22 protein-coding genes are annotated in these 19746 nt (G+C 59.1%); 9 read left to right on the forward strand and 13 right to left on the reverse strand.

Going from position 1 to position 19746, the window contains the following annotated elements:
* Nucleotides 1–8 precede the first annotated feature (8 nt).
* The 3 genes from opp1B (at nt 9) to HC231_RS24110 (ending at nt 2059) form a co-directional block, all read left to right on the forward strand.
* Entirely contained in the window at nt 9–947 is a 939-nt protein-coding gene (gene opp1B / locus HC231_RS01575) for a nickel/cobalt ABC transporter permease (protein WP_208229433.1), read from the forward strand.
* On the forward strand, nt 944–1771 hold the full coding sequence (gene opp1C, locus HC231_RS01580; RefSeq protein ID WP_208229434.1) for a nickel/cobalt ABC transporter permease: 828 nt from the start codon (nt 944–946) through the stop codon (nt 1769–1771). The genes opp1B and opp1C overlap by 4 nt, the downstream gene beginning before the upstream one ends.
* 165 nt (nt 1772–1936) lie before the next feature.
* Complete coding sequence (locus HC231_RS24110; RefSeq protein WP_281397376.1) at nt 1937–2059, forward strand: hypothetical protein; 123 nt, start codon at nt 1937–1939, stop codon at nt 2057–2059.
* Nucleotides 2060–2102: 43 nt separating this feature from the next.
* On the opposite strand, the gene HC231_RS01585 is transcribed toward HC231_RS24110, so the two are convergent.
* The 3 genes from HC231_RS01585 to HC231_RS01595 form a co-directional block, all read right to left on the reverse strand.
* Nucleotides 2103–2585, reverse strand: coding sequence for a hypothetical protein (locus HC231_RS01585; RefSeq protein ID WP_208229435.1), 483 nt, complete (start codon nt 2583–2585; stop codon nt 2103–2105).
* Nucleotides 2582–3166 carry a hypothetical protein gene (locus HC231_RS01590; RefSeq protein ID WP_208229436.1) on the reverse strand — a complete coding sequence of 195 codons (585 nt, stop codon included), beginning with the start codon at nt 3164–3166 and terminating at the stop codon, nt 2582–2584. Before HC231_RS01590 ends, HC231_RS01585 begins: the two co-directional genes overlap by 4 nt.
* Before the next feature lie 160 nt (nt 3167–3326).
* Nucleotides 3327–5045, reverse strand: a complete 1719-nt coding sequence (locus HC231_RS01595; protein ID WP_208229437.1) for a sensor histidine kinase — start codon at nt 5043–5045, stop codon at nt 3327–3329.
* A 529-nt stretch (nt 5046–5574) separates the two neighbouring features.
* On the opposite strand from HC231_RS01595, the gene HC231_RS01600 reads away from it, so the two are divergent.
* The 6 genes from HC231_RS01600 to mdtH all read left to right on the forward strand — a co-directional run bounded on the left by HC231_RS01600 (nt 5575) and on the right by mdtH (nt 11043).
* Nucleotides 5575–6375, forward strand: a complete 801-nt coding sequence (locus HC231_RS01600; RefSeq protein WP_208229438.1) for a transporter substrate-binding domain-containing protein — start codon at nt 5575–5577, stop codon at nt 6373–6375.
* 26 nt (nt 6376–6401) lie between these two features.
* Nucleotides 6402–7088, forward strand: coding sequence for an ABC transporter permease (locus HC231_RS01605; protein WP_208231185.1), 687 nt, complete (start codon nt 6402–6404; stop codon nt 7086–7088).
* Nucleotides 7085–7798, forward strand: coding sequence for a histidine ABC transporter permease HisM (gene hisM, locus HC231_RS01610; RefSeq protein WP_208229439.1), 714 nt, complete (start codon nt 7085–7087; stop codon nt 7796–7798). Before HC231_RS01605 ends, hisM begins: the two co-directional genes overlap by 4 nt.
* A gap of 10 nt (nt 7799–7808) precedes the next feature.
* Nucleotides 7809–8576: an ABC transporter ATP-binding protein gene (locus tag HC231_RS01615; RefSeq protein ID WP_208229440.1), complete on the forward strand. Its 768-nt coding sequence runs from the start codon at nt 7809–7811 to the stop codon at nt 8574–8576.
* Nucleotides 8577–8716: 140 nt separating this feature from the next.
* Nucleotides 8717–9763, forward strand: coding sequence for an agmatinase (speB, locus tag HC231_RS01620; RefSeq protein ID WP_208229441.1), 1047 nt, complete (start codon nt 8717–8719; stop codon nt 9761–9763).
* Between the two features lie 65 nt (nt 9764–9828).
* Entirely contained in the window at nt 9829–11043 is a 1215-nt protein-coding gene (gene mdtH / locus HC231_RS01625; RefSeq protein ID WP_208229442.1) for a multidrug efflux MFS transporter MdtH, read from the forward strand.
* Nucleotides 11044–11074: 31 nt separating this feature from the next.
* Here the strand turns inward: mdtH and HC231_RS01630 are convergent, their stop codons facing one another.
* From HC231_RS01630 to HC231_RS01675, 10 genes are all read right to left on the reverse strand, one after another.
* Nucleotides 11075–11941 carry a LysR family transcriptional regulator gene (locus HC231_RS01630; protein WP_208229443.1) on the reverse strand — a complete coding sequence of 289 codons (867 nt, stop codon included), beginning with the start codon at nt 11939–11941 and terminating at the stop codon, nt 11075–11077.
* Between the two features lie 45 nt (nt 11942–11986).
* The gene (gene ureG / locus HC231_RS01635; RefSeq protein WP_208229444.1) at nt 11987–12604 is read right to left on the reverse strand and encodes an urease accessory protein UreG; all 618 of its coding nucleotides are present in this window, start codon (nt 12602–12604) and stop codon (nt 11987–11989) included.
* Between the two features lie 8 nt (nt 12605–12612).
* A complete protein-coding gene (locus tag HC231_RS01640; RefSeq protein ID WP_246494782.1) occupies nt 12613–13296 on the reverse strand; it encodes an urease accessory protein UreF in 684 nt (227 codons plus the stop codon).
* A 64-nt stretch (nt 13297–13360) separates the two neighbouring features.
* Nucleotides 13361–13825: an urease accessory protein UreE gene (gene ureE, locus HC231_RS01645; RefSeq protein ID WP_208229446.1), complete on the reverse strand. Its 465-nt coding sequence runs from the start codon at nt 13823–13825 to the stop codon at nt 13361–13363.
* A 9-nt stretch (nt 13826–13834) separates the two neighbouring features.
* Nucleotides 13835–15538 (reverse strand): urease subunit alpha, encoded by a 1704-nt coding sequence (ureC, locus tag HC231_RS01650; RefSeq protein WP_208229447.1) that lies wholly within the window; start codon nt 15536–15538, stop codon nt 13835–13837.
* Nucleotides 15531–15854, reverse strand: coding sequence for an urease subunit beta (locus HC231_RS01655; protein WP_208229448.1), 324 nt, complete (start codon nt 15852–15854; stop codon nt 15531–15533). The genes ureC and HC231_RS01655 overlap by 8 nt, the downstream gene beginning before the upstream one ends.
* Nucleotides 15855–15862: 8 nt before the next feature.
* Nucleotides 15863–16165: an urease subunit gamma gene (ureA, locus tag HC231_RS01660; protein ID WP_208229449.1), complete on the reverse strand. Its 303-nt coding sequence runs from the start codon at nt 16163–16165 to the stop codon at nt 15863–15865.
* A 13-nt stretch (nt 16166–16178) separates the two neighbouring features.
* Entirely contained in the window at nt 16179–17021 is an 843-nt protein-coding gene (locus tag HC231_RS01665; RefSeq protein ID WP_208229450.1) for an urease accessory protein UreD, read from the reverse strand.
* A gap of 144 nt (nt 17022–17165) precedes the next feature.
* A complete protein-coding gene (locus HC231_RS01670; RefSeq protein WP_208229451.1) occupies nt 17166–18698 on the reverse strand; it encodes an amino acid ABC transporter permease/ATP-binding protein in 1533 nt (510 codons plus the stop codon).
* A 144-nt stretch (nt 18699–18842) separates the two neighbouring features.
* The gene (locus HC231_RS01675; protein WP_208229452.1) at nt 18843–19676 is read right to left on the reverse strand and encodes a transporter substrate-binding domain-containing protein; all 834 of its coding nucleotides are present in this window, start codon (nt 19674–19676) and stop codon (nt 18843–18845) included.
* Nucleotides 19677–19746 lie beyond the last annotated feature (70 nt).

A 19746-nucleotide genomic window follows, 5' to 3' on the forward strand; every position in this document is an offset into this window, starting at 1 on the left:
ATGAACGGATGACGCGCTATCTCTTCCGCCGGCTGCTGCTGATGATCCCGCTGATCCTGGCGATATCCTGGATTGCCTTCGCGCTGATCCGCCTTTCCCCGTCCGATCCCGCCGAAGTGGCGCTGCGCGTTAATATGATTGTGCCTACGGACGAAGCCATCGCTGCGATGCGTCATGAGCTGGGATTGGATCGGCCTTTCTGGCGGCAATACGTTTTCTGGCTGCAACGCTGCCTGCATCTGGATTTCGGCACCTCGTTCGTCACCGGAACCGGCGTGTGGCGGGAGCTTATGACGGCCTGGCCCGCCACGCTATGGCTGGCCGCCAGCGCCCTGGGCATCATCCTGCTGTTCTCGCTGTCGTTCGCCATGCTGTGCGTGGCGGCCCGGGGACGCTGGCCGGACAAACTTTTACGCACGATTCTTTTTCTGTTTACCGCGATGCCGAATTACTGGGCCGGTCTGCTGCTGATCTGGCTGCTGTCGGTCAAGCTGAACTGGTTGCCCATCGGCGGAATTCAGGAGCCGGGCGCGGTGATACTGCCCGCATTAACGCTGGCGCTGGGCTATATCGGCACCTATGTCCGCCTGCTGCGCAACAATATGCTGGGGCAGCTTAACCAGCCTTATATCGAATATGCTCAGGCGCGTGGATTGAGCGCCCGGCGCATCCTCTGGCGGCATGCGCTGATTAATGCCCTCTATTCGCCGCTGGTGGCGCTAGGCATGAGCATTCCCAAACTTATCGCCGGTACGCTGGTTATCGAAAACGTTTTTTCCTGGCCCGGTTTGGGACGGCTGTGCGTGACGGCGATTTTTAACCGCGATTACCCGGTCATTCAGGCTTATGTCCTGCTGATGGCGCTGCTGTTTGTCTCGATGAATTTCATCATCGATGCATTGCAAATGTGGCTGGATCCCCGTTTGCGGCGCGGTATCGCCGGATGATGCGGCGTCTCTGGCCGCGGCTGAAACAGGACCGGCTGGCGCTGTGCTGCCTGTGCTTTCTGGCGTTGCTGCTGCTGGCCGGCTTACTGGCGCCCTGGATTGCGCCGCACGATCCGCTGCTGGTTTCGTGGCGCGATAAATATCGGGGCATCAGCCTGGATTATCCGCTGGGCGCCGACCATCTGGGGCGATGCGTTTTATCGCGCCTGTTGTTCGGTATCCGCACCACGGTGTTGGTATCGCTGTCGGCGATGGCGGTCACGCTGGCGTTCGGTATGCTGATCGGCATGCTGGCGGGCTATTTCCGCGGGCGGGTTGATGCCGTCTTGATGCGTTTGGCTGACGTGATGCTCTCCTTCCCCGGCGAAGTGATGGTTTTTGCGCTGGCGGGGATTCTGGGGCCGGGGCTGGGCAATATCATACTGGCGGTGCTGCTGGTGAAATGGGCCTGGTATGCCCGGATGATCCGCGGCATCGTGCTGCAATACAGCGGTCAGCACTATATTCATTACGCCAGAATGATCGGCGGAAAGCCGCGTTATATCATCCTGCGGCACCTGCTGCCGGTAACGGCGGCAGAAATGACGGTGCTGGCGACCACCGATAGCGGCGCGGTGATCTTGCTGCTATCGGCGCTGTCTTTTATCGGACTCGGCGTGCAACCGCCCACCCCGGAGTGGGGCGCGATGCTGGGCGAAGCGAAAAACGTTATGATGATACATCCTGAGCAGATGCTGCCCGCCGGACTGGCCATTGTGTTGACGGTGGCGGCGTTTAACTATCTGGGCGATTTTCTGCGCGATGCGTTGGATGGCAAAAACTAAAAGCTCTCTATTCGCCATGCTCCAAGCCGCAGGCGTGTTGACTCAATTATTTGGCCCGTCTTGAGCCTCGCCCGGCTTCTCTTTTTTCTTTAAAAAAAATGGCAGGAACAGCATGATATAAGGGGCGAGCAGCCATACAAAACACCAGGCGCGAGAATACCCGGCGTGATTGATGCACCTGGTGTTGCTGGAGATTATGGGCAAAAAGAAGATCAAAAAAATAAGAATTGCATAATCGCTGCGATATGGGATCCACAGATAAAACAAAAACCAGCACAGCTGGAATGACAGAATACAGAAGTATTGTAATTTGCTGTCATGACCATAACAGTCAAACGCTTTTACATACCCCATTTTTATGGTTTTTATAAAAAAACTTATCATAAAGCGTGCTCATGAACATTATGCTGAAAATCGCGCTCAATATTATTTCGGTAACAAAATATACGTTTGTGATGTCGATATTATGGAGCCCTTCATACTGGAACCGGTTATAAACCTTATGAAGACCCACGAACGCGCTGAATAATAAGAAATTTACAATCAATTGCGTAACAATGAAGGTGAACAGCGCTTTAGCCGTAGACAGCGGCGTTTTCTTGAATTTAACGCTCGCAATGAAAGTAATGATTCCTGACAGCGCGAACATCGCACCCTGGATAACATTGCTAAGCATCATGGCGTCTACGCTTGAAACCGAAAGCGAATCCGTACCGAAGTACCAGGATAAATAGGGATAATAGGTATTAAAACCTAGCAGGAAAGAAACAATGACGAGTAATAGGATCCCAGCAGCCTTGACACCCGTATTCATAATTTGACCCCTTTTTCTACCAGGTCTTTCATGATGCTGACAACATCCGACTGATTATTAATCATCATCAGATCTTTAGTCCGTTGATCATATTTCGCTATGGCCGTTGGCGTTCCTCTGCCTCCGTCATTGATGAAAAAGGTGGTATTGCTTTTGCCATACAGCAGCACGTCGGGAATAGGATCCCGACCAAACGCCATCACCTTAGGTAAAGAATAGATGCCTTCGGTGGTTAAAAAGCGGGGAATATTTTTGTATTCGACATTAGCAAGTGGCGTTGCTGCTAACAGAGAACCCATAAACTCTGGCGTATAAACGAATTCATTCGTGTCTTTGGTGGTGACGACGGTGCCGGTGAGATATTTAATACGTTGCCATAAAGTGATATCGCTGGGTGATAATTTGGCTCCGTCCATATACATGTCTTGCTTTCTTCTTAGCTGTATGACGGTTCTATGTATTTGTGTCAACGAAGGGCCCAATTCACCGATTGACGGCGCTAATCCGTCGCGGGCATACAAACGTTCGATAATGATAAAAATACCGACGGGCTTGGTGAGTTTTATGTCGATAGAGGACATCCTGTACCTTAAATTCGCATAATTAATCTAATATAGGTCTGGCTGCGTATGACACCACTATTCTCTGTCTTAAAACAATAAGAAAAATCTCCAATTCATCTCAATAGAGCGGTTCCGCCGATTTGTAAGCTATCGGCTCTCAAACGCGAAATATACTGCGTTAAGCCGCCTTTTCGATATCCGATAGCGTTTTACGGGGTGAAAGAAAGGGGACGCGCACCTCCACCCGGGTGAAGCGGTCCGCTTCGCAGATGACGGTAATGCCGAAGTGCGTACCGTAACGGGCCTTGATGCGCCGGTCCACCAGGTTCATGCCCAGGCCGTCTCCGCCGGTGGGGGGCTGATACATTCCGGCGTTGTCCTCTACCGTCAGTTCCAGCGTATTGGCATGCAAACGTCCGCTGATATGAATATGACCGACGTCGATCATCTGCGAAATGCCGTGCTTAATGGCATTTTCCACAATGGGTTGCAGGGAAAACGCCGGCAACCGCGCTTCCAGCAACGCGTCCGGCAAGGTGATATCCACCGTCAGATGATCGGCGAAACGCGCTTTTTCAATTTCCAGATAGGCGTTCACGTGTTCCAGTTCGTCGCTGAGCGACACCTCGTCATTGCTGCGCTTTAGATTTTTACGGAAAAAGGTCGACAGCGACAGAACCAGCTGACGGGCGTGATCGGGATTACGGCGTATCACGGCGGATAACGTATTCAGCGCGTTGAACAGGAAGTGGGGGTTAACCTGGGCATGCAATAGCTTGATTTCCGACTGCGCCAGCAGCTGTTTCTGCCGTTCGAACCGTCCGGCCAGAATCTGGGCGGAGAGCAGATGGGCTATCCCTTCGCCCAGCGTGCGGTTGATGCTGGAAAACAGCTTGTTCTTGGGTTCGTACAGTTTAATGGTGCCGATGACGCGCTGTTCCTCGCCGCGCAACGGGATCACCAGCGTCGATCCCAGTTTACAGCTGGATGAGATGGAACAGGTGTAGGGCACTTCGTTGCCATCGGCGTAGACCACCTGATTCTTCTCAATCGCCCGATGGGTATGGAGAGAAGTAATAGGGGAATCCACGGTATGGTGGTCGTCGCCCAGGCCGATAAACGCCAGCAATTTTTCCCGATCGGTAATCGCGACGGCGCCGACCCCCAGTTCTTCATACAGGATCCGGGCGACGCGCATACTGTTCTGCTGGTTGAAACCCTGCCGCAACGTGCCCTCGGCGCGGGCGGCGATTTTCAGCGCCTTGGCGGAGAACGCCGAGGTGTACTTCTCAAAAATGGCGCGCCTGTCGAGCAGAATACGCATAAACATGGCCGCCCCCACGCTGTTGGTGATCATCATCGGCAGGGCGATGTCTCTCACCAGCGTCATCGCATTATCAAACGGCCGCGCAACCAGCAGAATAATCGCCATTTGCAGTATTTCCGCCACCAGCGCGGTTAAACCGACCACCAACGGCTGAAACAGCAGGTCGATACGGTGACGCCGGGTCAGATAGCGGTGCAGCAATCCGCCCATCAAACCTTCGGCGATGGTGGACAGCATGCAGGCCAACGCCGTCATGCCCCCCATTGAATAACGGTGCAATCCGCCGGTCAGCCCGACCAGAAAACCGACTGAGGGGCCGCCCAGCATGCCGCCCAATACCGCGCCGGTGGCGCGGGTGTTGGCAATGGAATCATCAATATGCAGGCCGAAATAGGTGCCCATGATGCAGAACATGGAGAAAACCAGATAACACACCAGCTTATGGGGTAAGCGGATAGTCACCTGCATCAACGGAATGAATAACGGCGTTTTACTTAACAGATAAGCGATCACCAGATAAACGCACATCTGTTGCAGTAAAGAAAGAATCAAATCGACCTGGTTGATCATAATGTAATTCGCCTCGCTGCCCGAACGCGATATTGTAGCGCGTTGTCCGGTAGAGGAACATCGCCCGATCCCGAGAAATAGGCGGGCGCGGCGTACCGGCGGCCGTTGCTTCGCCGTCAGGCTTGACCGGCGATTACTGGCTCCCGCTGCGCGGCATGTTCCGCCATTGCCGCCCGATATATTGCTGAAATAAGATAAAACTATTTTTCGTGGTGCATTGCTTATTATCAGAACGTTTCCCCGCTATTTATTAATAAGCCATATTCTGGTGCAGCGGCGTGCTTTTTTAGTGCATTTATGAAGATAGCGTTATAAATAAAAAAATAATTCTATTGGTTTTATTTTTGCATGATAAAAGTTCTTTATGATTGGTTGTTTTTAAATTTCTTATTATTTATAAAATGATATAAAAACAGTTAGTTATGTTATTTTTTCGGATTGTGAAAAGTACTGGCACAGCATTTGCTCACCTATTTATGTCGCGGTTAATACAGCATATGTCCGGCTATTTCATTATTCAGGGTGAGTTATGAAAATAATATTCTATCGTAGGTTATTTGTTTCGCTATTTACTGTTTTCATTATGGCCGTATCGCCGTTTTTACGCGCCGAATCTTCCGACACATTGCGTTTCGGCACCGCGCTGGGATACGCCCCGTTTGAATATCGCGGCAGCGACGGCGAAATGACCGGTTTTGAAATCGATTTAGGCAACGCCATTTGCGACTACCTGAAAAAACGCTGTCAGTGGGTGGAAACCGAAATCTCCACCATGATCCCGGCATTAAAAGCGCGCAAGTTTGACGCCATTCTGGCCTCCATCGGCGTAACGGAGGCCAGAAAAAAACAGCTGCTGTTTACCGATAAAGTGCACGGCGGCAGAACGCGCATGATCGCCAGGGAAAACAGCGGTCTGTTGCCTGACGGACAGTCGCTGGCCGGCAAACGTATCGGTGTGGAGCAGGGCGCCAGCGTTGAAAACTTCGCCAAAAAGCGCTGGGCGCCGCTCGGCGTGACGGTGGTTTCCTACGGCAATCAGGATCTGGCTTATAACGACCTGATCGCAGGCCGCCTGGACGGCATGCTGACCGGCGAAGTGCAAGGCCAGCTCGGTTTTCTCAGTTCGGAAAAGGGCAGAGGCTATGCCTTTGCCGGCGGGCAGATTCAGGATCCGCTGCTTGGCACCGGCGTCAGCGCCATCGGCGTGGATAAGGGCAACGCCGCGCTCGCCGCCGAAATCAACCGCGCATTGGCGGCGCTGCGCGCGGATGGGACTTACCAGAAAATTGCCGCCAAATATTTCCCGCCGTCCATTGATATCTACGAATAAGACGCACAGGGGAACCGCTCATGTTTATTCCGCAGGGATACGCCCACATGCTGCTTGACGGCATCATGGTGACGTTGCGGCTCTCGCTGGGGGCGCTGGCGCTGGCGATGCTGCTCGGGCTGATCATGGCGCTGGCCAAACTGTCCGGCAGCCGGCCGCTGAACGCGGTCGCCGCGCTCTACACCACCGTTATTCGCGGTATTCCCGATCTGGCGTTGATGCTGCTGGTGTTCTACAGCCTGCAAATGTGGCTCAACCAGGTAACCGATTTCCTGGGATGGCGGCAGATCGATATTGAACCGTTCAGCGCCGGTATCGTAACGCTGGGGTTCATTTACGGCGCCTATTTTACCGAGACATTCCGCGGCGCCTTTATGGCGGTGCCGTCCGGGCAGATGGAGGCGGGACGCGCATTCGGCCTGAGCGGCTGGCAATGCTTCCGCCAGATTCTCTTCCCGCAAATGATGCGCTTCGCTCTGCCGGGCCTCAGCAACAATTGGCTGATCATGGTGAAAGCCACCGCGCTGGTGTCGCTCATCGGCCTTTCCGATGTGACCAAAGCCGCGCAGAACGCCGGCAAAGGATCGGGGCAGCTGTTTTTTTATCTGGTGCTGGCGGCGCTGTTTTATCTACTGGTGACCACCGTTTCCAGCGTCGTGCTGTATTGGCTGGGCAAACACTACAACATCGGCGTACGTGAGGCGGAGCTGTGATTGAAATACTGAAAGAGTACGGCTTGGCCTATCTCTGGCATGACGGCTATCACTATTCCGGTCTGCTGGTCACCTGCTGGCTGCTGTTGCTGTCCCTGCTGATGGGATTTGTTCTGTCGCTGCCGCTGGCCGTGGCGCGCGCGTCGCAGGTGCGCTGGCTGTCGCGTTCGGTATGGTGCTTCACCTATGTTTTTCGCGGCACGCCGCTCTATATCCAACTGCTGATTATCTACACCGGTATCTACAGTCTGGATTTCGTGCGGACGCAGCCGATGCTGGACGCGTTTTTCCGTAACGGCTTCTATTGCGCCGTACTGGCGCTCGGGCTGAACACCACCGCGTTCACCACCGAGGTATTTGCCGGCGCGATCAAAGGCATCGCCCACGGCGAGATTGAGGCGGCGCGCGCCTATGGCCTGCATCGCCTTACCCTCTACCGAAAGATCATCCTGCCCGCCGCGCTGCGGCGGGCGCTGCCTTATTACAGCAACGAGGTGATCCTGATGCTGCACGCCACGTCTATCGCGTTTACCGCCACCGTGGCGGATTTGCTCAAGGTCGCCGGCGATGTCAACGCGGAAACTTATATGTCTTTTCAGGCTTACGGCATCGCCGCGGCGATCTATCTGGTCACCACCTGCGTGCTTATCGCCCTGTTCCGTCAGGGAGAGAAACGCTGGCTGGCCTTTATTCGTCCCCGCGGCCGGTGAGGAGGATGCAATGGAAAAACTGGTTATTGATAATTTCACCAAAAGCTATGGCGACAATCAGGTGCTGCGCGGCGTGTCGCTGCGCGCGCGCGCCGGCGACGTGGTCAGCCTGATCGGCGCCAGCGGCTCGGGCAAGAGCACGTTTCTGCGCTGCATCAACTTTCTGGAGCATCCCGACGACGGAGCGTTTTTCTTCGACGGCCGGCTGGTGCCGATGGTCAGGGATACCAAAGGCGCGATGCGCATCGCCGACGATCGCATGCTGCAACGCATCCGTACCCGGCTAAGCATGGTATTCCAGCACTTTAATTTGTGGAGCCATCTCACCGCGTTGGAAAACATCATGCTGGCGCCTACCAGCGTACTGGGATTAAGCAAGAGCGAGGCGCGCGAGCGGGCGCAGCACTATCTCGATAAGGTCGGCCTGCCGCCGCAGGTGGCGCAACAGTATCCGGCCCATATATCCGGCGGACAGCAACAGCGCGTAGCCATCGCCCGGGCGTTGGCGATGGATCCCGACGTGATGCTGTTTGACGAACCGACGTCGGCGCTGGATCCGGAACTGGTGGGCGAGGTGCTGAAGGTGATGCAGGTGCTGGCGGATGAGGGACGCACCATGATCGTCGTCACGCATGAAATGGGATTCGCGCGTCATGTCTCCAGCCAGGTGCTGTTTCTCCATCAAGGGGTGATAGAGGAGCAAGGCTCCCCCGATGAGGTGTTGGGCAATCCGCAAAGCGATCGGCTGCGCGGCTTTCTGAGCGGCAACCTGAAATGACGATGTCCGCGCTTTAGCGCCGCTGCGACTTTCTGTGAAAAAAACTTTTATGGAGACGGTCTATCCGCCTCCACGGGCCGCGCTGCGCGGTGTTTACCCTGTCCGGCCATGCGGACCGGACGTTGGTTGATGAGGATATTATGAATAGCGAAAAACTGGCATATCTGCGCGAAAGATTTGGCGACCATATCGAAGACGGCAAAATTTACCATCCGGATTTCGCCAAAGCGGCCAAAGTGCCGGCCGCCAGCCGGGCCGAAGGCCACAGTAAATGGCCCATCGCCGAACCTGCGACCTTGCTCAATCTCGCCTATGACGCCAGCGCTTACGGCAATCGCTTTGCCGGGCTGGATGTGGCGCTGATCGGCGTGCCGATGGATCTCGGCGCCGGCGATCGTCCCGGCTGCCGTTTCGGGCCTCAGGCGGTGCGTTCCGTCAGCCGCGTCGGCCCTTACGATCGGGTGCTTAACGTTGCTCCCGCCGGCGATCTGCGGGTGAAAGACGTGGGCGACGTGGCGTTCGCCAATAGCCGCAGCCTGGAGCAGTGCCATGCGGATATCGAAGCCTACTATCTGCGCGTTATGGACGCCGGCGTGATACCGCTGACGGTGGGCGGCGATCACTCCATCACCTATTCCATTCTGCGCGCGCTCGGCAAAGGCCGTCCGCTGGCCTGCGTGCATTTCGACGCCCACTGCGATACTTCCGGCGCTTACGGCACCAAGTACCACCACGGCGCGCCTTTTCGCCAGGCGGTGCTGGACGGCGTGCTGGATGCGGAAAAATGCGTGCAAATCGGTATCCGCGGCGGCGGCACCTATCACGGCGAGTTCTCTCACGAATCCGGTATGACGGTGATTTACGCCGAAGACATCGTGGAGCGCGGCGTGGAGTACGCGATTGGCAAAATCCGCGAGGTGGTGGGCGATAGCGAAGTGTATATCTCGTTCGACATCGATTCGGTGGATCCGGGCTTTGCGCCCGGCACCGGCACGCCGGAGGTAGGCGGGCTGACGCCGCGCGAAGTGCTGAGCATGTTGCGCTCCATGGCCGGGATGAAGGTGGTCGGCGGCGACGTGGTAGAAGTCGCGCCGCAGTATGACGCCACCTCCAATACGGCGCAAATCACCGCGCAGGTGCTGTTTATGCAACTGTGTCTGGTGGCGCTGGCGCGTCAGCAACAATAAACCGTTGCGCGTCCGGCGGCGCGCCGGGCGCGCTCCCCTGAGCCACCGTTGATGATAGGTTGATTATGCTACCCGTGACCGCCCGGGCCAGACGCGCCGGGAAACGTTTTCTTTTGCTGGATAACATGTTGCTGGAACTCGGCTTCTCCGCCGTGTTTCCGCTGTTGTCCGTTCATTTCGTCGAGCAGCTGGGCTGGCCGGCGATTATCGTGGGCGCGGCGTTGGCTATCTGGCAGTTCATTCAGTCCGGCACCGGCATTCTCGGCGGCGCCATCGCCGATCGTCTGGGCGCCAAGCCGATGATGGTGACCGGCATGCTGCTGCGCGCCGCGGGATTCGGCGTGATGGCTTTCGCCGATGCCGGATGGATATTGATGCTGGCGTGCGCGCTGGCGGCGTTCGGCGGCATGCTGTTTTCGCCGTGCCGCTCCGCGCTGGTGATCAAACTGGTGCGCCCTGCGGAGCGGGGACGCTTCTATTCCATTCTGATGGTGGAGGACAGCGCGTTCCGGGTGATCGGCGCGCTGCTCGGCAGTTGGCTGCTGATGCATTACGACTTTCGCCATGTTTGCCTGGCCGGCATGCTGTTTTTTGTGCTGGCCGCGGGCTGGAATCTGTGGAAGCTGCCCGCCTACAAGCTGTCCAGCGTGCGCGCGCCGGTGCTGTCCGGGATGGCGCGAGCGTTTAGAGATCGGAATTTCCGCCGCTACGTGCTGACGCTCACCGGTTACTATACCCTCAACGTCCAGGTGATGCTGATGTTGCCCGTGGCGATACTGTCCGTCGCCCACACGCCGGCGGCCGTCGGCTGGATGTATTCCGTGGACGCCGTGATGGCGGTGCTGTTGCTCTACCCGATGGCGCGCTGGAGCGAACGCCGCTTCCGGCTGGAGCAGCGGTTGATCATCGGGCTGGGCATTATGACGGTCAGCCTGCTGTTCGTCGGCTTCATCCACACTCTGCCGCCGCTGTTCATGCTGGTGATCGCTTTTTATCTCGGATCGCTGATCGCCGAACCGGCGCGGGAAACCCTCAGCGCCGAGCTGTCCGACTACCGCGCCCGCGGCAGCTATATGGGATTCAGCCGCATGGGCGCGGCGGTGGGCGGCGCCATCGGCTACAGCGGCGGCGGCTGGCTGTATGACCTGGGCTCGGCGCAAAACACGCCGGCGCTGCCGTGGCTGATTCTGGGCGTTATCGGTTTCGTCACTATATTGGCGCTCTACGTTCAATTTCGCCGCCGTCCCACGCGGCGTATCGCCAGGGTGCGAAGTGTGTGAACGGGAATCGCGTATGGGCGCTCGGCGGTGGCTAAACTTGCGGCTCTTCGCTGAACAGGTCGATAAAATGCGCCAGCCGGGGCGAAAAGACGGCGCTGTGGCGGTAAAGCAGCCAGGTGTGATTATCCAGCGCCCGCCCGTCCGCGTCGTGCAACAGCTGCGGGTGCAGTTCAGGGGGAAAATCCAGGTAGTCCGCCAGCAGGGCGAATCCCAGTCCGTGCTTGACCAGTTCCAGACAGATCTCGATTTTGTCCACCGTCATCACAATGTGCGGCGGCTGGCTGAATACCGAATTCCACCAGCGATCGATCGTATCGCCGACATAGGGATAGGGCATGTTGGAGATGCGGATCTGCGGCAGCGTCGGCAAATCAGCCAGCGCCAGCGGGTGGCGGTTGATCGCGTAATAGTGGTTGCGATCGACCACGCGTTTGCCCTCTTTCCAGTGGGTTTCTTCCCGCACCAGCGCCAGATGGATTTCGCCGCGCTGTAACTGCGCGAAGATATCATGCGACAGGCCCGTCACCAGCCGTAGCTCAACATCGGGATAGCGATCGTGATAGCGACGCATCAGCGCCGGCAGACGATAGGCGGCGTAGTTGCTGTAAGCGCCGATGCGGATCTCGCCGCGCAGCCGCTCGTCCGCCAGCAGCAGCGCTTCTTTCATCTGCTGGTAGTCATTCAGTATCCGATCGGCGTAATAGACGATCTGCTCTCCCTGCGGCGTAAAGGTCAGCACTTTACCCGACATGTCGAACAGCTGTACGTTGAGTTTGCGCTCAATCTGCCGCAGGCGGTAGCTCAGCGCCGGCTGGGAGGTGTGCAGCTGTTGGGCGGCGCGGGTAATGTTTTTCAACTCGTACACCGTGCGGATAATCAGCCAGTCTTTATCATCCATAGGCCGTTGTGCCGGGGAGCCATGCCGTGCGAAACGCGCGCGCCGTCATACCGTCAGCATCCCCTCGGTTTCGAGGAAGCGAATAATGTCTTGCAGCCCGTCGCCGGTTTTCAGATTGGTAAAGGTCCAGGGGCGCTGCGGACGCATGCGGTTGGTGTCGCGCTCCATCACCTCCAGCGACGCGCCGACGTAAGGCGCCAGATCGGTTTTGTTGATCACCAGAAAATCCGAACGGGTGATGCCCGGCCCGCCCTTGCGGGGAATTTTCTCGCCTTCGGCCACGTCGATCACGTAAATGGTCAAATCGGCCAGCTCCGGGCTGAAGGTGGCGCTTAGGTTATCGCCGCCGCTCTCCACGAAAACAATATCCAAATTGCCGAAGCGGCGCGCCAGATCCTCGACGGCCGCCAGATTCATTGAGGCGTCTTCCCGAATGGCGGTATGCGGACAGCCGCCGGTTTCCACGCCGACGATGCGTTCCGGCGCCAGCGCGCCGGCTTCGGTTAAGATTCGCTGGTCTTCTTTGGTGTAGATATCGTTGGTCACCACCGCAAGCTGCCAGCTGTCGCGCATGGCCTTGCACAACGCTTCCAGCAGCGCGGTTTTCCCCGAACCCACCGGGCCGCCGACGCCGACGCGCAGCGGTTGTTTGTAATCTGACATATCACCTCTCAGGAACGAAAAAGTCTGGTGTACTGGGTTTCATGACAGGCGGAGGCGATCGCCGCCAGCGGCAGCCCCGCGCCGATTTCATCATCTTTGAGCGCCAGCGCGGCCGGCAGCAACCGCGTCAACTGCGCGCCCAACTCCAGCAGCAGGTTCTGCGCGGCCTGTTGGCCGAACGGCACCAGCTTCACGCCGGCCATGACTGCGCCTTCCAGCCAGCTGTAGCCGTAGGCCAGCGCCAGTTCCGGTAGCGGAATCCCCCAGCGCTGCCCCAGCCACGCTATGCCGCACAGTTGGCTGTGCGCCAGCGCATCGCGCCAGTCGGCGTCGAGTTCTTCGGTTAGCCCCCAGCCGGCGAGAATCCGTATAAACGCCTGGCCGCGCTGGCGCTCTTCCGCCCGCAGTTCGCTGGTTTCGCGCCCGGCCAGCAACAGGTCGCGCCACTGGCGCAGCGCGGATGCGTCATGCCGTTCGCAGGCATGATACAGGCGCTGCAACAGCGGCCAGTCGAAGTGCGCCAGCGTGTGCGTCATTTGCTGGCGCTGCCAGCGGCGAAAGCCCTCTTCGTCACGCACCCAGCCCGCTTCCACCGCCCACTCCAACCCTTGCGAATAGGTAAATCCGCCGACCGGCAGGGCGGCGCTCGCCAGTTGCAGCAGGCGCGGCAGGCGTAAGGCGGAGGGACTCAGATCTTCCGCGCCGCAACGGATGCCGTCGTCACGAATAGGGCGTGCTCCTTTATGCGCCATATCTTTAATGATGCGAATGGCTGTGGTGGCCGTGCGCGTGCGGTGCGGCGTGATAAGCCCCGCTTTCCGGCTCGAAAGGCGCCATGACGACGCGCACCTGAAGCCCCAACTGGCGCACCATGTCGTCAAGCACATGGTCGTGGTGATAACGCACCAGTCCCTTTGCTATCTGCAACGGAACGTGCCGGTTGCCGAGGTGGTAACACGCCTTGGCGAGCAGCAGCGGATCGGCGCACTCCGCCTGCGATACCTGCTCTTCGGCGGCGATCACGCGCACAATTTCCCGTCCGGCGTCGTCGCCGAGCAAATCGCCGCCGCGAATCAACTGGCCGCGATCCAGCATCAGCCCTGCTTCCCGGCCGTCGTCCAGCGTGATTTTGGCGCGGCTTTTCAGCCGGGTCGCCAGATCCAGCGTGGCGGTGGCGGTCACCGATTCGGCCTGGTTCAGACGTTGTGTGAGTAGTTTCATCAACCTTCCTTAAAACAGAAAATAGCGCTGCGCCAGCGGCAGTTCGGCCGCGGGTTCGCAGGTCAGGCGTTCGCCGTTGGCGCTGACCTCATAGGTTTGCGAATCGACCTGAATATCCGGCAGCGCGTCGTTGTGCACCATGTCGCTTTTCCGCACCGTGCGGCACTGGCGCGCCACGCCGATCAGGCTTTGCAGCCCTAATGCGCCGGCGGCGTCGCGTTCGACCGCCGCCTGGGAAAGAAACGTCATGCGCGTTTGATGGCGCGCCGCGCCCAGCGCGCCGAACATCGGACGATAGTGCACCGGCTGCGGCGTGGGGATGGAGGCGTTGATGTCCCCCATCGGCGCGCTGGCGATCAGGCCGCCTTTGACGATCAGCGCCGGCTTCACGCCGAAGAACGCCGGCGACCACAGCGCCAGATCCGCCAGCTTGCCAGGTTCGATCGAACCGACTTCGTGCGCGATGCCGTGGGTGATGGCCGGGTTGATGGTGTACTTGGCGATGTAGCGCTTGACGCGAAAATTGTCGTTACGCTCGTTGTCTTCCGGCAGCGCGCCGCGCTGCAACTTCATCTTGTGCGCCACCTGCCAGGTGCGCAGCACCACTTCGCCCACCCGGCCCATGGCCTGGGAATCCGACGAGGTCATGGAAAACGCGCCGATGTCGTGCAGGATATCTTCGGCCGCGATGGTTTCCCGGCGAATGCGCGATTCGGCAAACGCGATGTCCTCAGGAATATTGGGATCGAGATGGTGGCAGACCATCAGCATATCGAGATGCTCGTCCACGGTGTTGACGGTGTAGGGCAGCGTGGGGTTGGTGGACGAAGGCAGCACGTTCGGCCGGGCGCAGGCGGTGATGATGTCCGGCGCATGGCCGCCGCCGGCGCCTTCGGTATGGAAGGTGTGGATAGCGCGATCGCCGATGGCGCGCAGCGTGTCTTCGACAAAACCGGCTTCGTTCAGCGTATCGGTATGAATGGCGACCTGCACGTCCATCTCTTCCGCCACGCTCAGACAGCAATCGATCGCCGCCGGCGTCGATCCCCAGTCCTCGTGCAGTTTTAAGCCGATAACGCCCGCCGCCACCTGTTCGCGCAGCGCGCCGGGGCTTGACGTGTTGCCCTTGCCCAACAGGCCGATGTTGACGGGCAGCGCGTCGGCCGCCTGCAACATGCGCGCGATATGCCAGGGGCCGGGGGTGCAGGTGGTGGCGTTGGTGCCGGTCGCCGGACCGGTGCCGCCGCCGATCATGGTGGTTACGCCGGAAGTCAGCGCTTCCTCCGCCTGCTGCGGGCAGATGAAGTGAATATGCGAATCAATGCCGCCCGCGGTGACGATTTTGCCTTCCGCCGCAATGATTTCCGTCGCGGCGCCGATGGGGATATCCACGCCGGGCTGAATATCCGGATTGCCCGCCTTGCCGATAGCCCGAATGCGGCCGTCTTTGACGCCGATATCCGCTTTTACAATGCCCCAGTGGTCGATAATCAGCGCGTTGGTCAGCACCAGATCCATCGCTTCGTCCGCCAGCATCTGGCCTTGTCCCATGCCGTCGCGGATCACTTTGCCGCCGCCGAACTTCACCTCTTCGCCGTAGACGGTGAGATCCCGCTCCACTTCCACCCACAGCGCCGTATCGGCGAGCCGTACCCGATCGCCGGTTGTGGGGCCGAACATATCGGCGTATGCCTGACGAGAAATGCTAGTCATCGTTTTGTCCATCCAGTTTGCCCATCACCTCTCCGCGCAGGCCAAATACCTGGCGCCGGCCGGACAGCGCCACCAGCGCGACCTCCCGCGCCTGACCCGGTTCGAAACGCACGGCGGTGCCGGCCGCGATATCCAGCCGGTAGCCGCGGGCGCGGGCGCGATCGAATACCAACGCGGGGTTGACCTCATAAAAATGGTAGTGCGAGCCGATCTGGATCGGCCGGTCGCCGTGGTTTTCCACCACGACGCTGATGCGCTCGCGTCCCGTATTCAACTCAATGCGGCCGTCGGCGACCTGTATTTCACCTGGGATCATGCGCGGCCTCACTCAATCGGATTGTGTACGGTGACGAGCTTGGTGCCGTCCGGAAAGGTGGCTTCCACCTGCACGTCGGTAATCAGTTCGGCGATGCCGTCCATCACCTGATCGCGCGTGAGGATATGCCTGCCGAACTCCATCAGTTCGGCCACGCTTTTTCCATCCCGCGCGCCTTCCATAATGGCCGCGCCGATCAGCGCCACCGCTTCGGGATAATTGAGGCGCAGGCCGCGCGCCAGACGGCGTTCGGCCACCAGCCCCGCGGTAAACAGCAGCAGCTTGTCTTTTTCTCTGGGGGTAAGTTCCAAAATCGTATCCTTTTCACGTAGACCATATTCTCGGCGGCAGCGGCGGCATACCGACGATGGCGCTGCGCAGGCCGAACCAGAGCGTTTGCTGGAGGGATTGCATCTGCCGGTTGTCGCCGGCCAGCATTCTGACGACCAGCAATTCGCCCAGCAGCGTGGCTCCGGCGGGCGCCGCGCTGGAAGCCAGCAACGCGCGCGCCTGCTCCAGCGTTTCCGGCCCGGCGGGCGTCATCAGCATGGTGCCGACCAGCGCGTGGCCGGCGATACAGTCGAGATCGCCGTCGAGGATCCGCAACGTTTCATGCAGCGTCAGCTCGCCGTTGCGCAGCACGCGCAGCCGCGTCTTCAATTCGCCGCTGGCGAAGCGTTCCCGCATCACCGGGCGGCCGAGACAGAACGTTTCCCAGGCGATTAGCCGGGCGTTTTCTTCAAGGTAAAAGCAGGTATCCACCTGCGCTTTGGCTCCGGGAAAGACAATCGTGTCCTGCGGCAACCATTCAAGACAACTGCCGGACGCCAGACGAAACGTTTGTTGCAAGAGCGCGGTTTCGCCCGCGCTGCGATAAAATTTGGTTGCGCCCGGCGTAGTGATCAGCGCCCGCGCATCCTGCTCCAGGCGGATTTCCGCGCCGAGCCGATCGCCGCCCACCACGCCGCCCGGAGGATGCAACAGGTACACGTGGCAGGTTTCGCCCTCGGGATAGAACGGCCGCTGGATCAGCAACGGCCCGCTATGGCGGCGCTCGGCGACGATGGTGCGTCCCGGCTGGCGGCGCAATCCGAGGTAAAGCGACGCGCGCCAACCCGCTGAGATCTCATCCGTCGTAACCGTATCGCCGTTGTCGCTGCTCATCATGTAAATGCGCCTAAATTATTGTGAATGCGTCATATCGACGCCTTCTCTTCTTCGCCTCGCCGCTGTCTTTCTTTGTGACATGGCGAGAGAAACGACAAATAATATTTTTTTGTTATGTCAGCGGCGGAACAGTGCGGCGTCCGTTCAATGTGCCGCGTCATGTATCCCCATAAACTGCCGGATGCGCTGTAGCGCCGGATCTTGCCCGCCGGCGCGGATCGCCGCCGGAGACGCGTCCGCCTGAATGCCGCCGTCCTCCATCAGCACCACCCGGTCGGAAATCGCCAGCGCGAAATCCATCTCATGCGTCACGATCAGCATGGTCATCCCTTCCCGCGCCAGGGAGCCAATCACCTTCAGCACGTCGCCCACCAGTTCCGGGTCGAGCGCCGACGTGGGCTCATCGAACAGCATGATATCCGGCGACAACGCCAGAGCGCGGGCGATCGCCACGCGCTGCTGCTGCCCGCCTGACAGCTGATGCGGATATTTTTCCGCATGGGCCAGCAGCCCGACTTTATCCAGCAGGTAAAGCGCCTGCGCGCGCCGCGTGGTGGCGTCGTCTGGCTGACCGTGGTAACGCGGCGCCAGCATCACGTTTTGCAAAATGGTGTAGTGGGGAAACAGGTTGAAGTTTTGGAATACCATGCCGATGCGCCGGATGCCGCGCCGCGCGGCGTCGTTTTCTCTCGGCCCCCCGGCGACGATAAACGCTTCGCCGAACAGGATGATTTCGCCCCGATCGAGGCTTTCCAGTCCGTTGACGGTGCGGATCAGCGACGTTTTGCCCGATCCCGACGGGCCGATGATGCTGATGGCTTCGCCGGGCGCGACCGCCAGATTGATGCCTTTAAGCACCTGATGCCGGCCGTAAGCCTTATGGATATTTCTCATCAGCAGCGCGTTAGGCTCGCCGGGGCGGGCGGTCGGCTGGCGGAACACCGGCGCGCTCGCCTGCCGCCGCAGCGCGGTCAGCGCGCTTTCCTCCAACGCGCCCGGCGCGCGGGCCTGAATGTTCACCCGCCGCTCCAGCCACTGAAACAGCAGGGTAAACAGAGAAACAATCAGGATGTAGTACGCCGCCACCGCGGCCAGCGTCTCCATCACCAGAAAATTTTCCGCATACAGCCGCTGGCCGGTCATCAGCAGCTCCGGCAGCGAGATGACCGATACCAGCGAAGTTTGTTTGACGATGGTGACGAATTCGTTGACCAGCGCCGGAAGTGAAATTCGCAGCGCCTGCGGGATCACCACCAGCCGTTGCACGCCCAGGAAACGGATGCCGAGCGCATGTCCGGCCTCGTGTTGTCCTTTCGCCACGGAGAGCAAACCGCCGCGGTGAATTTCGGACATATAAGCGGTTTCCACCAGCACGGTGGCGATCAGCCCGGCGAAAAACGCGTTGCCGAGTACGGCGCCGGTGGCCGGCAGTATTTGCGGCAGGTTGTAGACGAACACCACCAGCACCAGCAGCGGAACGCTGCGGAACAGCCAAAGGTAGATCCGGCACGCGCCGCGCAGCCAGAAAGGGCCGGACTGGCGGGCGCTGGCGACGATGAAGCCTAACGCCAGGCTGATAAGCCAGGACAGGATGCTAAGTTCTACCACGGTGACGCTGGCTTGCCAGAACGCCCGCATGGAAAACAGCGAGAAAAAGTAGGTCCAGTCGAAAAACATAGCGGCAGCAAAACTCCCTGAGCGAATATTCTCGTCATACTTCAAGTTGCGTGGGCGCTGGCTTTGTCGCTCGCCCCGTTGGGGCCTACGCCGCGGCGTTGCCGCAACTCGAATTATTTAGCGTATGAAATCTGATGCCGTCCGTTAACGCGCGGCGGTGTCGGTGATGCCGTAAGGCCGGTATTTTTCCAGCAGGGCGGCATATTCGCCGTTGTCGCGTATCGTTTGCAGCGCGGTTTTCAGTTCGTTCAACAACGCCTGACTGCCTTTTTTCACGTAGATGCCGAGCGTCTGCGGATAGATGATCTGCGGCGAAGCTATCGTCGCCCGGCCGCGGCTGCGTTCGGCGAACATGCGCGCCGCGCCCGCCATCTCAACCTGCGCCTGAATATGGCCCGCCAGCAGCGCCTGCAACGTTTCCGGCGCGGTGGGGTATTCCTTGACGGTAATGGGCGGCTTGCCGTTGGGCAGGCAGTAATCGGCGGCGAGTTGCCGTAGCTGTTTCACCCACACGGATCCCTGCTGCAAGCCGACGGTCAGGCCGCACAGCGCTTTTTCATCCTGCGGTATGACCTTGCTGTCGCTGCGCGCCAGAATGTAGGCGCCGGTATCGGCGTAGGGGATGGCGTCCGCCTGCGCGGTGCGATCGGCGGTGACGTACAACGCGGAAATCACCGCGTCGTGTTTGGCGGCGTTTAATCCGAGGATCAGACCGGAAAACTGCGTATCGGCGAGCGCTAATCGGGTGCCGAGGTGTTTACTGAGTAAGGCGGCAAGCTCGGCGTCAAAGCCGACGATCTTCCCGTCCTGCCAGGATTCGAACGGCGGGTAGGCGACTTCGATGCCGACCTTGAGTACGCCCGGCGTCAGCGTGGGAGGAACGGCTGCGGCGTTGGATGACGACAGGGCGTTTACGGCCAGCATCAGGGCAAGCAGAATGGCGAAGCGCGGTTGGCGCCGCGTAACGGATGATTTCATATTGGAGTTCCCATGAGTTAAAACGCGTGTTGTCGTTTGATAGCGATCGCCGAACCGGCGACCTAAAGGC

Origin of the sequence: Brenneria izadpanahii (assembly GCF_017569925.1) — a bacterium.
Classification (GTDB): Bacteria; Pseudomonadota; Gammaproteobacteria; order Enterobacterales; family Enterobacteriaceae; genus Brenneria; species Brenneria izadpanahii.

What these genes read in the sequence shown, in the direction of transcription:
- opp1B (WP_208229433.1), top strand. Translation starts at nt 9, where the DNA reads ATGACGCGCTATCTCTTCCGCCGGCTGCTGCTGATGATCCCGCTGATC.
- opp1C (WP_208229434.1), top strand. Translation starts at nt 944, where the DNA reads ATGATGCGGCGTCTCTGGCCGCGGCTGAAACAGGACCGGCTGGCGCTG.
- HC231_RS01585 (WP_208229435.1), bottom strand. Translation starts at nt 2,585, where the DNA reads ATGAATACGGGTGTCAAGGCTGCTGGGATCCTATTACTCGTCATTGTT.
- HC231_RS01590 (WP_208229436.1), bottom strand. Translation starts at nt 3,166, where the DNA reads ATGTCCTCTATCGACATAAAACTCACCAAGCCCGTCGGTATTTTTATC.
- HC231_RS01595 (WP_208229437.1), bottom strand. Translation starts at nt 5,045, where the DNA reads ATGATCAACCAGGTCGATTTGATTCTTTCTTTACTGCAACAGATGTGC.
- HC231_RS01600 (WP_208229438.1), top strand. Translation starts at nt 5,575, where the DNA reads ATGAAAATAATATTCTATCGTAGGTTATTTGTTTCGCTATTTACTGTT.
- HC231_RS01615 (WP_208229440.1), top strand. Translation starts at nt 7,809, where the DNA reads ATGGAAAAACTGGTTATTGATAATTTCACCAAAAGCTATGGCGACAAT.
- speB (WP_208229441.1), top strand. Translation starts at nt 8,717, where the DNA reads ATGAATAGCGAAAAACTGGCATATCTGCGCGAAAGATTTGGCGACCAT.
- mdtH (WP_208229442.1), top strand. Translation starts at nt 9,829, where the DNA reads ATGCTACCCGTGACCGCCCGGGCCAGACGCGCCGGGAAACGTTTTCTT.
- HC231_RS01630 (WP_208229443.1), bottom strand. Translation starts at nt 11,941, where the DNA reads ATGGATGATAAAGACTGGCTGATTATCCGCACGGTGTACGAGTTGAAA.
- ureG (WP_208229444.1), bottom strand. Translation starts at nt 12,604, where the DNA reads ATGTCAGATTACAAACAACCGCTGCGCGTCGGCGTCGGCGGCCCGGTG.
- ureE (WP_208229446.1), bottom strand. Translation starts at nt 13,825, where the DNA reads ATGAAACTACTCACACAACGTCTGAACCAGGCCGAATCGGTGACCGCC.
- ureC (WP_208229447.1), bottom strand. Translation starts at nt 15,538, where the DNA reads ATGACTAGCATTTCTCGTCAGGCATACGCCGATATGTTCGGCCCCACA.
- HC231_RS01655 (WP_208229448.1), bottom strand. Translation starts at nt 15,854, where the DNA reads ATGATCCCAGGTGAAATACAGGTCGCCGACGGCCGCATTGAGTTGAAT.
- HC231_RS01665 (WP_208229450.1), bottom strand. Translation starts at nt 17,021, where the DNA reads ATGATGAGCAGCGACAACGGCGATACGGTTACGACGGATGAGATCTCA.
- HC231_RS01670 (WP_208229451.1), bottom strand. Translation starts at nt 18,698, where the DNA reads ATGTTTTTCGACTGGACCTACTTTTTCTCGCTGTTTTCCATGCGGGCG.
- HC231_RS01675 (WP_208229452.1), bottom strand. Translation starts at nt 19,676, where the DNA reads ATGAAATCATCCGTTACGCGGCGCCAACCGCGCTTCGCCATTCTGCTT.